General features: G+C 45.6%; 9 protein-coding genes, 1 tRNA gene and 1 pseudogene. 4 read left to right on the top strand and 7 right to left on the bottom strand.

Annotated features, from left to right (window positions below; genetic code table 11):
• Positions 1-38: 38 nt before the first annotated feature.
• On the bottom strand, positions 39-3062 hold the full coding sequence (locus tag ACSU1N_RS01145; protein ID WP_440059798.1) for an ABC transporter substrate-binding protein: 3024 nt from the start codon (positions 3060-3062) through the stop codon (positions 39-41).
• A 56-nt stretch (positions 3063-3118) separates the two neighbouring features.
• A complete protein-coding gene (locus tag ACSU1N_RS01150) occupies positions 3119-3976 on the bottom strand; it encodes a hypothetical protein (RefSeq protein ID WP_440059799.1) in 858 nt (285 codons plus the stop codon).
• Positions 3977-4059: 83 nt separating this feature from the next.
• On the opposite strand from ACSU1N_RS01150, the gene ACSU1N_RS01155 reads away from it, so the two are divergent.
• The gene (locus tag ACSU1N_RS01155; RefSeq protein ID WP_440059801.1) at positions 4060-4545 is read left to right on the top strand and encodes a hypothetical protein; all 486 of its coding nucleotides are present in this window, start codon (positions 4060-4062) and stop codon (positions 4543-4545) included.
• Positions 4546-4569: 24 nt separating this feature from the next.
• On the opposite strand, the gene ACSU1N_RS01160 is transcribed toward ACSU1N_RS01155, so the two are convergent.
• Positions 4570-4643 (bottom strand) — tRNA-Lys (locus ACSU1N_RS01160).
• A gap of 104 nt (positions 4644-4747) precedes the next feature.
• On the opposite strand from ACSU1N_RS01160, the gene ACSU1N_RS01165 reads away from it, so the two are divergent.
• Entirely contained in the window at positions 4748-5632 is an 885-nt protein-coding gene (locus tag ACSU1N_RS01165; RefSeq protein ID WP_440059802.1) for a metallophosphoesterase, read from the top strand.
• Positions 5633-5767: 135 nt separating this feature from the next.
• On the opposite strand, the gene ACSU1N_RS01170 is transcribed toward ACSU1N_RS01165, so the two are convergent.
• Both ACSU1N_RS01170 and ACSU1N_RS01175 read right to left on the bottom strand, forming a co-directional pair.
• Complete coding sequence (locus ACSU1N_RS01170) at positions 5768-9274, bottom strand: glucodextranase DOMON-like domain-containing protein (RefSeq protein WP_440059803.1); 3507 nt, start codon at positions 9272-9274, stop codon at positions 5768-5770.
• Positions 9275-9389: 115 nt separating this feature from the next.
• Positions 9390-10217, bottom strand: a complete 828-nt coding sequence (locus tag ACSU1N_RS01175) for a carbohydrate kinase family protein (protein WP_440059804.1) — start codon at positions 10215-10217, stop codon at positions 9390-9392.
• A gap of 233 nt (positions 10218-10450) precedes the next feature.
• Here ACSU1N_RS01175 and ACSU1N_RS01180 point away from each other — a divergent pair, with 233 nt between their 5' ends.
• Complete coding sequence (locus ACSU1N_RS01180; RefSeq protein ID WP_440059805.1) at positions 10451-11638, top strand: RNA-guided endonuclease TnpB family protein; 1188 nt, start codon at positions 10451-10453, stop codon at positions 11636-11638.
• A 14-nt stretch (positions 11639-11652) separates the two neighbouring features.
• Here the strand turns inward: ACSU1N_RS01180 and ACSU1N_RS01185 are convergent.
• Both ACSU1N_RS01185 and ACSU1N_RS01190 read right to left on the bottom strand, forming a co-directional pair.
• Positions 11653-12149, bottom strand: a pseudogene (locus tag ACSU1N_RS01185) (class I fructose-bisphosphate aldolase); the annotation flags it as partial.
• An 88-nt stretch (positions 12150-12237) separates the two neighbouring features.
• Positions 12238-12927, bottom strand: coding sequence for a dolichol kinase (locus ACSU1N_RS01190; RefSeq protein WP_440059806.1), 690 nt, complete (start codon positions 12925-12927; stop codon positions 12238-12240).
• A gap of 187 nt (positions 12928-13114) precedes the next feature.
• Here ACSU1N_RS01190 and ACSU1N_RS01195 point away from each other — a divergent pair, with 187 nt between their 5' ends.
• Entirely contained in the window at positions 13115-15088 is a 1974-nt protein-coding gene (locus tag ACSU1N_RS01195; RefSeq protein ID WP_440059807.1) for a S16 family serine protease, read from the top strand.
• Positions 15089-15097: the final 9 nt, after the last annotated feature.

Below are 15097 nucleotides of genomic sequence, written 5' to 3' on the forward strand. Positions count from 1 at the left end.
AAAAATATGAATTAGTTTTTATAATTATTCTCCATGAGCTACTTCTTCCTGACTAAAGCTACTCCTTCAACTATTATCGCGATGACTACTAGTCCAAGCGTAGCGTATACTAGTGTCTGTAGCGTCGACACCTGGCTCTTGAGCGATTCGATGTCGCTAGTAGTCGAAACACCTTGGAGCGTAGTCTGCACGCTAGCTAGCGTGCTCTTGACTGTCGACAAGTCACTGGATATAGACGACAACTGGCTTGCTGTCGAGCTCTGGAAGCTTGCGAGACTGCTCTGTGTCGCATTAACTATATCGGTTAGACCAGATAGAGCATTCTTTATAGCACCCAGCTCCTGGGTTAGAGCTGTCATAACATTCTGTATCTGCTGCCCTAGGAGAGCGGTTAACGTCTGGTTTAACTGTGTAAGCTGGGTGCCGAGCTGGTTAACCTGGTTGGCAATATTAGTTATACTCTGGTTCATAGCGCTCTGGAGTTTACTAAGAGCTTGTTGCGTTAACAGGTTCTGGTATTGCTGTGCTTCTGGTATCGAGGCTGTTACGACTTCAACTTTCTTCATGTCTGGTACGGCTACAACATCGGAGTAGGCTAGGAGTATTAGATAGTATGTAGCTTTATAGTCGAGGTTGCTTGTAAAGTCTGATGGGAGATCAATCTGGAAGGCTGTCTGGTTGATCTGCGTAGCGTAGCCGGTTAGGAGTATGTTGCCTGAGGCGTCTTTGATGATGTACTCAACGTGTAATGGCGGTAGACCGTTCACACCTATAGTAATAGTAGCGTTCGCACCGGGGAGTATCTTACCTGCTATCGGGGAGGTTATTGTGTAACCGGTGATCAGAGTAGTTATAGGCTTGCCGAAATACCAGTCTCCTTTCTTAAACGGGTATGTCGGGTCTCTAAAAGCCTTGTAGACTGCTATCTGGGCGTCTTTATCAAACTTGACTAGCATGAACGGGCCGTCGCTAATCCATGCGTTCCCGTAAGTGTTTATCCAGTTTAGGTCTGCTTGTATCCTAGCATTCCACTCGTCCATAGTCAGGAATCCGTCAGCGTAGGCGTTAGCCTTCTGGAATACGGTCTGGTTGTTCAAATACGTCTGGAGAGTTGCCTTTACTAGAGCTACATGGTCTGGGTACACTAGGCTAAACCACTGGTATCCTTTCCTCTGGTAAAGGACTAGGTTAGTCTGGTTCCTCTGGTCTAATGCTAGCTGCCAGGTGACGGTGTGGATCTCAAGCGGGTTTGCAATACCTAGAGTGGCCATAGAAGCAATGTAGTTGGTATCGAAGAACCAGTAGTCTATGTATACTACGAGCCTCTTGTTCTGGGCGTCGAAGACCAGTCCTTTAATCATATCTAGTGTCGGTTTAAGGCTGGACGATATCCTGGCTTCTAGCGAGCTGTAGACTGGGTCGTAGGTGATATCGAATGCGTAAGCCCATGTTGCTGCTACATCCGCCATTGTAATAGTTATACCGTTATGCCATTTGGTTCCAACCAGCTTGCTTAGGTCGAAGACCACCATACTCGCAGCTTTTGTACCGCTAGGTACCGGAACCCACTTCTTCTGTTTCACATCCCATATCACAGCGTTTGAAGGCACATCTAGCTTACCGGTTGGCCCAGCAGTTGTCACTACGTAGCTTGCTCTGAAAGGTATTGGCTCACCGTTGAATGGGTGGTTCCATGTCAGTGGGTCGTAGGTAGCATACATTTGATCCACATAGTATACGCTCTGGAATCCGCCCCAGTAGTTCCAGGCATCACCAGCTGTATACACCCATAGGTGACCTATTGTCAGGGAATTCTTACCAGGCACGAACATCTCTCTTACATTCCAGATTCCTCTAAGACCTGCACCAAGGTCTAGTGTGACACCCTGGACCTGGTTCGTTGTAACCCATGTATCAAGCCTTGTAGCAATCCATATCCTGATAGATTCCTGAATGATCATCTCGGTTGCCTGCCTGTAGAGTTTAACAAACTCGTCCTGGCTACTGAAATTACCCTGGTATATCCTTAGGGTTAAATCATCTATAGTACTATTAGCATAGTTCCAGAAAGTTGGCTCTTGCCATCCAGGCATGTAGCCGAACCATGGTGCTCCAAACTGTGCTATTGATACAGTATCCCACCTTGTTAAACCACCCTTACCCCATCCTTCGGTGTAGATATGCCAGTTGAATTCTGCCGGGTCTGTACCATAGACAGTATTGATGGCATCTGAAAACCTCATCGGTAGTACTTGAACGTTGAAACCTAGTAGTTTCAAGTCTGTTGCTATCATGTTACCGATATCGTATCTTTCGTCTTCAATTCTTATAATGAACTTTATAGTAATCGGTTTACCCATGTAATACCATACACCAGCCTGTTTAACAGCACCGACACTTGTTAGAACGTTCGTTATAATAGAGTCTGCATAAGATGGGTCGTACCTGAACTCGTACTTAGCTACTATATCCGCGATAATTGTATAAGTTGGATCATACTGGCTGAGGAACGTATACATTGGTACTCCGAAGCCTTTCAGGATCTGAGATACAACAGTATCCCTGTCGACGAGATAGTTCATAGCCCACCTTACTTCCTTGAATGCAAACGGGTTTATTGCGCTCGTATTAGGATTAGCGCCTAGTTGGACAATAGTCTGGCCGCCTGCTGTCTGGAAGCCTACTATAGCAGCTAGTGGGACTCCCAGTATTGCGGCAGCCTGTTTAATGCTATAAGTACCATTGAGAGTTATGACGGATACGGGTGCTGGATTAAGGATTAGATCGATTAATCCAGCAGGAGCCTGCCATAACACGGCATTGGGAACGCTTTGCTGTATCTGCTGTGCTTGCAAGGGTCTTAGAGCGTAGTAGTAAGCGTCTATCTGGCCGCTTTTGATAGCATCAGGAACCTGGGGTATGTCTACTCTTACAAATGTGATCTGGTCTGATGCTGGCCCGGGCTGAGTGGCTTGGGCAGTTGTTATATTTGTTACTATGGGTAATATAGTTATAGATAGTATAACGAGTAAAATAATAGGTATTCCACCAGTGTATTCCATTATACTACACCATCTATATTTAAAGGAGGCAGGCTAATATATAAACGTTTCTTTAACTAGCCCATATATCTAGTTTTAACAATAATCATTGCGAGTACGATTATGTATGCAATGCTAAGAATACCTAGTATTACTATATAGTTATCGGCTAGAGTCAGGATCTCTGTTCCATTTGCAATCCTCGTTTTAAGGAAGAAGATCGATGAATATATCAATGTATCGACAACCGTATAGTTCCCTCTTAGCACGAGACTAGTTCCCGAATACCCTTCGACCACAATATGGTTTGATTCTATACTCCCGTCTGTTCTCCTAGCGTAAACCTCTATTTCAACAGGTTTCCCGAGCTTGTTCTCGATCACTATCCTAGGCTCGCTAATAACAATTGTGAGAACCATGTATACTGTTGAATAGCCTGGTTCGTGATAGAGTAGCAGGTAGGAGCCATTGCCTACTCCTGCAATAGCCGAGGGCGGCATTGGGGATAGCTGGTAGCCTGGTATTTTAATTAAGAGCCTAAATTCAGTATTGAGAGAAATATTCGCGTATTCAGGTCCAAGCCTTATACAGGTTCCTCCTATATCCTCGTAGAAGGTAATGTTGCTAATATACCTGATTGTGGCAATCTGGTAGATCAGCGTTTTGTTCTGGGAGTACACATAGGCTAGTACCGGGATATCCTGTGAAATGCTGCCGATTGGCTGCAGGTATAATGTGGCATTCAGGATGTTAGGACAATAGAATACTGTAGAATAGCCTACCTCCGCATATACGGGCTCCCCCCTAGCTATTTCAATAGGAGGTGTAAAATATATCGCCATTGACAATATGACAAATACTACTGTAAGCAAGAGCAATAGCTTACCGAGTAGTTTACCTCTCCCACGCTTCCCCCTACTAGTTCTCCCAGCCATACAAGCTCTCTCTAAATTATTAATTAGAGAGACATATAATTAATTCGAACCTTAGATAAATAATGTGACTATGTGTGACCTATATGGAGAGGACGCTACTACTCTTCCTACTATCATCTATCGTACTACTGCTAGCATCCAATATATTGTCTCTCATAGCTAGTAGAGAAGTAGAAAGGGTTGAAGCATATAGTTTTCAAATAGCTGTATCAACTCCGCCGCTATCGTTCAATCTATTGTCTAAACTAGGCTTTAGCATTAATCCCGAGACACCCTGTAATCTCACCATTATAAACAACGGGGATAAGCCTGTGAGAATAAATATGACGACAATCTACGGCGACCTGGCTACAGCTATAGTAGGCCCTGGTTCAGGCCTATATGTAAATTCCAATACGTCGAACATACTGATAGATGTTGTAGACTCTGGTAATCTGACTTTCATATACAGCTTCAGCAGAAGGGAAATGCCTTTCTCATACCTCGCCATCCCAGCTATCCTGCTATTTCTACTAGGCTCCATACTACTTATCTCATTCATAGCCTTGTATGTTTCAGAAAGGGTCTAGACGTAGAAGGACAGTATATTGGAGCGGGCCCGCCGGGATTTGAACCCGGGACCTACGGGTTAAGAGCCCGCCGCTCTACCAGGCTGAGCTACGGGCCCCCTTCAAATCCTAACAATCCCCGGCTTTTTATATTTAACCCGCTAAAACACCTGGGGATCTAGGTTAATAGGTGTTTATACAATTATCTTGGTCGGAGCAAGACATGGTTGAGAGGCTTTTCAGGATTACGGAAGGAGTCTACGTTTACCCAGGACTCCCCTTCGCGTATATTAAAAGTATCGATGCACTCGTCATGGCAGACCTCCACCTAGGGTTTGAAGAAGCAGCTGCTAGAGGGCTAGAGTACAGCCTCCGTGGTAGGAGCGGGTACGCTGGTGTTTTCCTCCCAAGGATCCAGTTTAGGAGAACTGTTGAAATGCTTGGGAAAGCTTTTAGAATCCATAAGCCATCCCGTGTGGTAATAAACGGGGATTTGAAACATGCTTTCGACAGGCTTCTGAAGCAGGAGAGGGATGAGACCCTCCAATTAATAGAATTCATACGGTCTAACGGGGTAGACGATATTACACTTGTCAGAGGAAACCATGATAATTTTATTAAAGGAGTGCTAGAGAGGAATGATGTCTTAGTCGTTGACTCGATCGAGTTGAACAAGGGGAAGATTTTGATAACACATGGTCACAGCGATATAGATCCAACCGGTTACGAGCTAGTCGTAATCGGGCACGAGCACCCGAGTATCAGGTGTTTCTCAGGCCAGAAAATACCCTCTTTCTTCCTAATCCCTCTGAAAACAGGTGGAAAGATCCTTGTAATCCCTGCGACAGGTCCGTACCATCCGGGAACAAGCTTTACCTTAAACCCTGAAGACTACCTTTCCCCGCTGATAAAGAATTATGGAGAACTCGATAGCACAGAGTTTATATCGTGGATTGAGACTGGACAGGAAGCTGAAACTTTCCAACCATATAGCCCAGTATTTGAGAACCCAGTAATTAGTCTTAAGGATTTTAAGTACGGAGATAGATATGTTACAATGACATGGTTCAAGAACCCTGTCTCCCTCCAGCTTTTTTGCGAATTCTAGAGAGTGATGAAGCCGACATAGTCGGATTGGTGAAGATGGGTCGATTGTCTGAATGTTTTAAGCCAGAATAGTTCCCAGGAACCGAGAAACACGTATGGTGGATGTGTTTGGTTTAAAAAACAGGTAGGTTAGATCCTACTTCCTCCTCAGCAAGGGTACTAGTAGGCCGAGGGCTATAACGACGAGTACCCCGCTTATCGCGATCGTAGGCGTGTAGTCGTATACTGTTGTATATACTGGCGAAGTAGTAGTAACCGTGGTCGAGTATGTTGCCGTCTGGGTCTGGGTAATAGTCTCAGTAACGGTTGTAGATACGCTTACGGTAACTGTTGTCGGAGGCACGCTGGGTAGTGTCGGAGGGGCTACTGGGGTAGCCAACTGGCCTGTTAGAGTTACACCGTAGACTACAGCGAATTTCCCTGTTGATACATCGTAGCTGCTCAGCATGCTATACTGGTCTTGTGCAGTAGGCGCTACTATGTCGATTACTAGAGGCTGTACGCCTGCTAGAACAGCCTTAGGATCAGCCCCGCCTAATACCCATTGACCTGGATCGCCGGGCTGGGCTGGCCTTACTTTCATAGGAGCAAAGCCATCGTAGCTAGCAACACCTACTAGGTAGATCCATTTATCAGCGTTAGCAGCATCCTTGAGCAGGCTCATGGCTACCTGTGCTACTATAGTATTGTTATCGGCTGGATCCACGTAGACTTTGAATACATTTGTCATATTGTAGGCATTAGCGATAAGCTTGCCTGTAGCATCGTATATCGCCGAGACCTGACCGTCGGGAACAGGAGTATCGCCCCAGCCAGGGGCTAGTAGGATAGCGTAGTTCCAGCCGTTCCCGTCTGTAATATTCAGGCCGAAGGTAGTGGTGTTTACTGGTAGCGTTTTATCAGTGGTTAGTACATATATGTGGACATACTGTAGGCAGAAACCTGCAGGGCCATTCCACGGGTTGCCGCCGAGGTTCTTAAATGTCACCTTGAAGTAGAGGAAGTTGCCATCGGTGTAGACAGCGAATTTCGTAATATCGAATACGCCTGGTTTAAAGACGTCTGCTGTCGGGTATTTGAGCCCTCCATAGCCTTTATCATCGCCTACAGGGTCCGATACAGCTCCCAATAGCTTGAGAGTCGGCGCTGTGGTAGTAGTAGGTGTTGTCGTAGCTGGAGGAGTCGTGGTTACAGTAGTGGTTGTAGTAGTTGTCGGAGTCGTGGTAGTTGTTTGAGTAGGTGTTGTGGCAGGCGGCGTAGTCGTAGTGGTTGTCGTTGTTGTAGGCGGGGTAGTTGTAGTAGTTGTAGTCGTGGTCGTTGTAGTAGCGGGTGTTGTAGTAGTAGTTGTTGGAGTAGTTGTCGGAGTTGGGGTTGTAGTAGGCGGGGTTGTTGCTGGCGGAGTAGTTGTAGTAGGCGTCAATACCTGGCCTGATAGCGTGACCATGTAGACGCTAGCGTATATCGGTGGTGACACAGAGTAGGATGATAACATCGATTTCTGGAGGTCTACGCTAGGAAGTAGGATGTCGATTGCGAGAGGCTGGACCCCTGCCGATATAGCCTTGCTATCGCCTCCTCCAAACACCCATTCGCTTGGAGAACCTGTTTGTATAGGCCTTACTTTCATAGGCGCGTAACCATCGTAGCCGGCAACCGCGACTGTGAAAGCCCAGTTAGCTACGTTAGCAGTATCTTTGAGCAAGGATTTCGATACTACAGCTAGAACCGTATTATTGATCGGATCTACTGTAACCTTGAATACGTTCGCCATTGTTACATTGGCAACCAGGTTACCGGCAGCATCATATATAGCTGAAGCCTGGCCGCTAGGCACAGGTGTATCGCCCCAGCCAGGGGCTAGTAGGATAGCGTAGTGCCATCCTGGTTTAACAGATATGTTCAAACCGAAAGTCGATACATTAGAGTACAATGCTAACGTAGTCCTAACGTAGATGTGTATATATTGCAGGCAGAAACCCGCAGGGCCATTCCACGGGTTGTCTCCGAGATTCCTGAACTGGACCTTTAAGTATATATTGTTCGAATCCTGGTATACGTAGAATGCTTTGATATCGAATACGCCGGGCTGGAACACTGAATTCGTTGGATAGGTTATGCTGCCTGCTCCGAAATCATCGTTTAACGGGTCGTATAAGACTCCCACTTTGGTTGATATAGGGAGGTCTACTCCTAGGACGCCGTGGTACAAACTGAGTGTTGAAGTATAGGTTGAATTAACCCCGGCGTAAGCAATTACTATGTTATTTCCGGAAGCAGCAATCCCTAGAGGAGTCATATTGAAGAAGCCGTCTGTAGCTATTATTGGCGAGTAGAGCATAACCCCGTTGCCTAGCTCGTCGAATGCGAATGCGAAAACGCTCGAAGGATTATTAGCAAGCCAGGTGCTGACATAGTAGCCTCCTGTGAAAGTTATCAGAGGCATGTCCTGAGGGCTCATGAAAGAGCTTCCGCCGCCTGCCGACAGTATAACCGAGTTTACTACCGAGCCTGTTGTCGTATTGTATATTACTGCTACAGGATAACCTCCTGAAGGACTAGTACCCTTGATATATGCTACTGTATAAGTAGATGGGCCGGATGCTACTGAAGGCCTTAAACCGGCGTCTACATCAATATAGTATGAGGTTAAATCTGGTTTAACAGCTAGTAGCTTAACGTGTCCTGTCCCGTAAGTGTAGACGGGGATGTATAGTATTCCTCCTGCTATAGTGTATCCGTACGGCCTGTAGATCGTGCTGTAATTCTGGGTAACCGGGTTGTAAATGTAAAGGATGTCTCCTAGGCTCTCATTCTCGCCTGGTGTCACAATAATCGGTAGGTCTACTACGCTCCCGTTAGCCATGATATAGTGTAACGCTAAGTCTCTGTTAGTTGTATCAGTATTGTTGATTATCTGGTGTGCGAATATGAAACCGTCTAGGAACGGGGCAATATTTAAACTCACCGTTGTGTAAGAGATATTGCCTCCTACCGTCGTGAAAGGCCCTATGGTAACATTACTGACGACTGTATCACCTGAGAATTTTAGTAGTGTGACATTGAATTGTGTTATAGAAAGCGGTACTGTTGTAGTACCGGATAGGAAGTATGCTACCGCGAACACGTCTTTGCTAGGATTGTAGGCTATTACAGGGTATTCTTCGTAGTATACAGTCGTTGAGACAGGGAAGGGGCCTACTAGCTTGGCTTCCGTCACATTGTACAAGTATACGTAGAGATCCCTATACCTGCCTGTTACAAAATCAGTCACCGCTATTAGTATCGAGTCCCTGCCCGCAACAGCATAAACGTCTATTGCGAGAGTAGAGTTGTCAACTACCACCTGGACTCCTGAAGCCTGGACCGGATCATATATGTATAGTAAGACGTTGCCCTCAGCATAAGTTGAATGGGTTATGTTAAGGTATGGTACGTATATCTTGCCCCCGAAAGCGATTGTATTCGGCGAGATGGTTGTAGCATAGGTATAGTTGCCTGATACAAGTGTTTGGGTTACACTCCCAACCACGGGCTCTGGAAGGCTCTTGTTCGCACCTCGTGTGTATCCAGGGATGCTAGCTAGCGATATGATGAGTATTGATAGGGTTAGTATATAGAATATGTTTCTAGCAATAGGATTCATCTACTACACCCATGTATATATAACTACAACGCCTAAGTTTAAAACTTTTTCTAAAAACGCTTATTTGATGAAAAAAGTTGAATTATAGGGAATTTTCACAACTGATTAAAAAAGCTTAGACAACCCCTCTCTCCCATATGAAGTCTACTACTTCTTCATGCCTAGGTACTTCGTGTGAGCCGAGCCTGGTTATCTTTAATGCTGCTACCGCATTAGCGTAGGAGAGGGCTTTCCTAAGGCTGTACCCCCTGAGGATCCCTGCTATAAAGCCTGCTGCGAAAGCATCCCCCGCCCCAGTAGTATCCACAACTTCCCTAACCTGGTAAGCTGGGGATTCCTCCTCGATCTCTCTAGTTTTAAGATACGCTCCTTTCTCACCTCTCTTAACCACGGCGATCTCTGCTCCCGCTTCAACTATCTTCTCTGCCGCTTTCCTATAATCGTCTACACCTGTCATATTAGCATACTCCTGCTCGTTGGCGAAGACTATCCTAACAGATTTTATAACCTTCTCGAGATCGCTCCAAGGCTTCTTAGACAGGAGCCTACCTGGATCCCAGGAGACGGGTACACTGTATTTGCTCGATATCTCGATTACCTTCAGCGTAGTATCTAGGTTCAGGCTTGCTATATGAACCCATTTGCTCCTCGATATAATATACTCGCTTACTTCCTGGGGAGATAGTTCTTCGGCAGCACCCTTGTGTCCAAACATTATTATCTCGCCTCGGGAGTTGATAACGACGATTGTAACCCCGGTAGGGGAGAAGCCCACCCTTAAACCGCTTATATCAACGTTCTCCCTGAGCAATTCGTCTACTACTATCCGGCCGAAGTTGTCGAATCCTATTTTAGCTATTATAGAAGTCTTTAAACCAAGCCTACTACCAGCTATCGAGACGTTTACAGCCGACCCTCCAGCCCCCCACGTTTGTTTTAACACGTCTGCCTCCTGGTCCGGTCTAGGGAACTCGCTTACTACGAGCCGTCATGGACTAAAAATAATTTTAATTCCCCTATAAATACTTCTAAATACCAAGTATGTTTTAATCTCCTATTGTCTCTACTTGCTTTCCTCGATGACTATCACCTTTACAACTGAAAGCCTCGCCCTTTAGGGCGGGATGAAAAAAGTTTATTTCTTTTTGTTTAAAACAAGTAATAAGTGTCCTTGCTGTGGGCGATGAAGGAGTGCTAACTTTGACAATTGGGATGAAGGTTAGCCCCGAGCCCAGAGTAGTAGAGCTTTTGAAGAGGTATAGAGATGCCCTCAACTACTCTATTAGGGTTTTGATCGAGAGCAAAACCACATCTATCTCTAAAGCCCATAAACTACTCTACGAGAAGCTGAAGAAATACTTTGGACTGCCCTCTAGAATTGCCCAGGATTGCTATAGAGAGGCTATTGCAATTACTAGATCTTGGCTTAGAAACAAGAGGAGGGGTAGGATACCGAGTGTAAAAACGCTTAGAATGTGGCTGACACATGAACAAGGGTATAGAGTTAAAGATGGATATATTGAAATAATCGGTGGGTTTAAGCTAGAGATAATCGGCTGGGATAGAAGATATGATGAATATGAGAATAGGGAAGCTAGGCTAGTGTATAAAGATGGCAAAATGCTTCTAATGATAACTAAAAGGATCCCAAAACCTGCGAAGTATGCTCCTAGAGGCATCCTGGCTGTAGATGTTAATGAGAGGCATATTGTCTTGGGGAATAGCGTTCTCGAGAAGAGAATTGTGACATCGATTGAAAGAGCTCTACACCTCAAAATGATTGCAGAGAACCTAATGAGGAAATATAGCTTCGGCAAATACAAAGCATGGACTAGAAGAGGTGTCTTAGAAAGAATAAAAGCATTCCATAGAAAAGCGAGAAACATTATAATTGATTGGGCAAGGAAAACAGGCTTAACTATAGTTAGAGAAGCTAAAGAAAATTCATACGCAGTTGCTAGAGAGGATTTGAATGGTCTGATAGAGAGCGTTAGAGAGCTTCCCAAGAGCCATAGGAAGAAACTAATACTACTATCTTATAGAAAGCTTGTTTACTGGATCGATTGGCAATCAGAAAAGCATGGGGTTCCAGTAATAATCGTAGACCCTAGGGGGACATCAACCACGTGCCCAGTATGCGGGACTAAGCTGAGGGAGAACGGCTATAGAAGGCTAAAATGCCCTAAGTGCGGTTTCGAAGGAGACAGAGATACGATCGCTATCTTAAACATTGAGAAGAGAGCTCTTGAAAAAATCCAGATGGGGGGATCTCTGACCACCCCGACTGCTCCGCAGATGAAAGATGTATCCCCGAATAGATGCGGAGAACCAATGAACCCCCTAAAGGGAACCATCGCCCTTTAGGGCGGTGAGGAGGTCAGTATCTCTACATCATACATGTTTTTATAGCGGGGCCTCTCGGATATGCTAGTTGTAGACAGGGGATTCCATAGGTGTTAGCCTTCTTTCTGATAGCAAACCATTGCCTTAGCATCTGATCCTCGTACTGGCTACCCCAGTAAACGGTAGCAGCCACGGCGTCAGCGCCCAGCGCGATCGCGTCTTCAAACAAGCCAAAAACGCTCTGTAGGAGCCTCTCGTTCTCGGGCCTCATATTTGTTTTACTAGTCAGTTTCACTATTAGACTAGTCCTGCCAGCCCATACGTCACGGGTTAGGTAGGCCATTCCAGGCAGCATCATGATAGCGTCTACACCACCTTCTACAACTCTGGAAATAATCTTCTTAGGATCAATGTACTCGAGTGGAAAATCCTTTGGGCCATGCTCCACACCGTGGTCGAATGCGAATACCACGGCCCTACCGTTCTTCAATATCCTAGACAACCTGATGGACTTGCCTACAGCCGAATACATGCAAACCCCTGGTTACTATAATGTCGGGTAAATAATAAAAACAGAGCATATAAGGAAAACATGATATTGGTTCAGACACGGCTAGAACTCAGAATGCTATCCAGCCAATTAAGATGACGAGTGCTGAGGCAAGAGATATGAGTATATTATCGTCTAGGTAGGGATATACCTCGAAATGCTCGATGATGGAAGCTACGATGCCGGATACTACTCCTAGTAATCCCCCGTAAACATACCCTATTATTGTCGTTACAGCTAGCATACCTATGTTCCCGAACCAGGACTTGGTCCTCCTCTTGTACATGAGGTTTCTTATAATGCCTGTTACAGCATCGCCGAAGCTTATGAATAGCGGCGGTATTACAGCGTAGTAACTGCTCCCGGTTAAAACCCAAATCAATAGGAGGGAGAAGCCCCAGCCTAGGCAGAAGTTTACTTCGTACATGTTCTCACTCGTCTGGAACCATTCTAGTAGCAGACCCCTCTTATGCGGGATATATAATAGGACAGCTAAGGCTATTGCGAAAACAAATGGTATTAGCGGGGATGTGAAAAGGATAGGTACGAGCAGGGCTGTGACACCGCCGGCCAGCATATGGACGATCTTCCTATTATAGTAGACCGCAACATTATCCCTCATACCTTTCTCCTTCATTAACCGATACGTTCTCCTCGTAATGATCAGGCTACTCAATACAAGGAGTAGGAGGAGGAATGCATAGGCTAGTTCAAGGGGCAGGTTTTTCGGGATGAGAACGCTGAACATTTGTCCGGGCATAAACCCCACTTATGCTTCATGAAACCGGTTACAAAAATATATATTCTAGCTACTGGTCCAATATATAAACATGTTCAGACATATCGTAGTCAGCATAACCGTGTATGCCAATATTTATATTGCCGCAAACATGAAACTTTAAGATTTAATATAAGATCCTGGGATATACTTCTCCCTAGGTGGTACTTTGGCGAGGCATACCGCGATAGTTGTCCTAGTATTTGTTTTAATATTATCGATTCTAACCCCGTATACCCTAGAGGCTGCATCAGGTTATTTGAATTATAGCTATGTGAGAACAGTTACAATATATGCTCCAGCAGTTACTTCCAGCGGTGCCGGAGTGTTGACGAATATCAGACTGAGTATCGCATACCCTGGTTCCGGCAGAGTATTCTTCTCTGCCCTGCCTTTCACAGAGCTAGATACTCAGGCTGCGGCAAGGGTTGCGGCATGGGTTGCTTCTAGCCTGGCTGGTGTAAGGTTCTACGACTACGATTTCTTCGTATCAATGGAGTCGCAGGCACCGACTGTAGGAGGACCTAGCGCGAGCGCGTTAATGACAGTGGGATTCCTGAGTTTATTCTTGAATATCTCGATTAAACCATATGCTACGATGACTGGTATGATAAACCCGGACGGGTCTATTGGTCCTGTAGGAGGGATTAGAGAGAAGCTTGACGCAGCCAGAGAGATGGGGTTTAAATTATTCCTGATACCCTACGGCCAGAGGTTCTACACCTATCCTGTTGTAAACCAGACTATAACACCGTTCGGGATAATAAGGCGTGTAACCTACCAGACGATCGACCTTGTTAGCTACGGTAGGAGTATTGGCGTCGACGTAGTGGAAGTTAAAACTGTTAGAGAGGCTCTAGAGTATTTGACAGGGTATACTCTAAAATGTCAGCCTATGGCAAATATCACGCTACCGGCTATCATAGCTGATTTCATAAGGAATATTACTATTAGAACGATCAGTGAAGCAAACAATACCTTCATGAATGCCGCGGACGTAGCCAGCTCTCTATCAGGGAACTGGATGTACTACGGTTATTTAAATCAGGTTCTATCACAAGCTAAGAGCTATCTACAAGGGGCTGAAAACTATACCCGGCAGGGGATGTTCCTAATAGGGTATTCTTATGCTTTTAGATCACTCGTCTACTCAACATATTCTCTATGGCTAGGTCAGTATTTGATGAACAAACTAAGCATTGACGATATCGTTAGAAATATAAATGCTACTATCACAGAAACCGCCCAGGTCCTGGGTTCTATCAACCCGTTTAATCAGACATATGCGGCTTTCGAAACATTCATTGATAACCTGGCATCATACTATGACGCCCTAATACAATTCTACAACGGATTGAATGCTACCTCACTAACTAGCCAATTAAACCAGCTGGCATACTCTTACACAGAGCTGAGACTGCTCCCAGAATGGCTCAAGCTAACGAAAATGGTTTCAGGCGGGCCTGTAGTAGACCCTGCTACAGCCAACAAACTCGCATACATGCTGTACTCGCTAGCGTCTACAAACGTCCCATACGCTGAAACCCTTGCCAGCGAAGCCGGGGTGAGCGCGAGCAGTCTAGCGCTAGCCGAAGACTATTACGGTGCGGCCCAGCAAGCCCTTGCCTCCAACAACACTCTAGCTCTCATAGGGCTGGGAGTATATGCTTCAGCATACTCGATCCTAGCTCTGCACCAAATGTTCTCGCAAGGACAGGCGATTACGCGAGACCTTGTTGAAACAATAGGTGGAGAAGCCTACTGCCTGCTATCAAGGGCGAATTTCACATCTTTCATGGCACTATTATACTATGAATACGGTTTAGAAGCGTTGAAAGCATCCTCCCTTGAGGAATCGTTAGCCGCTTTCTCAGCGTCAATATTATACTCCCAGGTGTTAGAACAGGCTGTTACAACACCCCCTGGCGCAACTGGGATAACAGTAACACAGGTAGCGACGCCGTCGGCCACAAGCGGGTCGTCTACACAGACCCCGGTTAGTGCTACGGGTACGCCTCCTGAGACTACCACTCCTCAAACATTGAAGATGCCTATAGCGACAGCTTTACTGATAAGTCTGATCGCTCTAGTCTCGCTGATAATAGGCATATTCTTACTAGTAAGGAGTAGGATGGGAACATAGTATTGAAGC

The sequence above is a fragment of the Thermogladius sp. 4427co genome, assembly GCF_051933805.1.
Classification (GTDB): domain Archaea; phylum Thermoproteota; class Thermoprotei_A; order Sulfolobales; family Desulfurococcaceae; genus Thermogladius.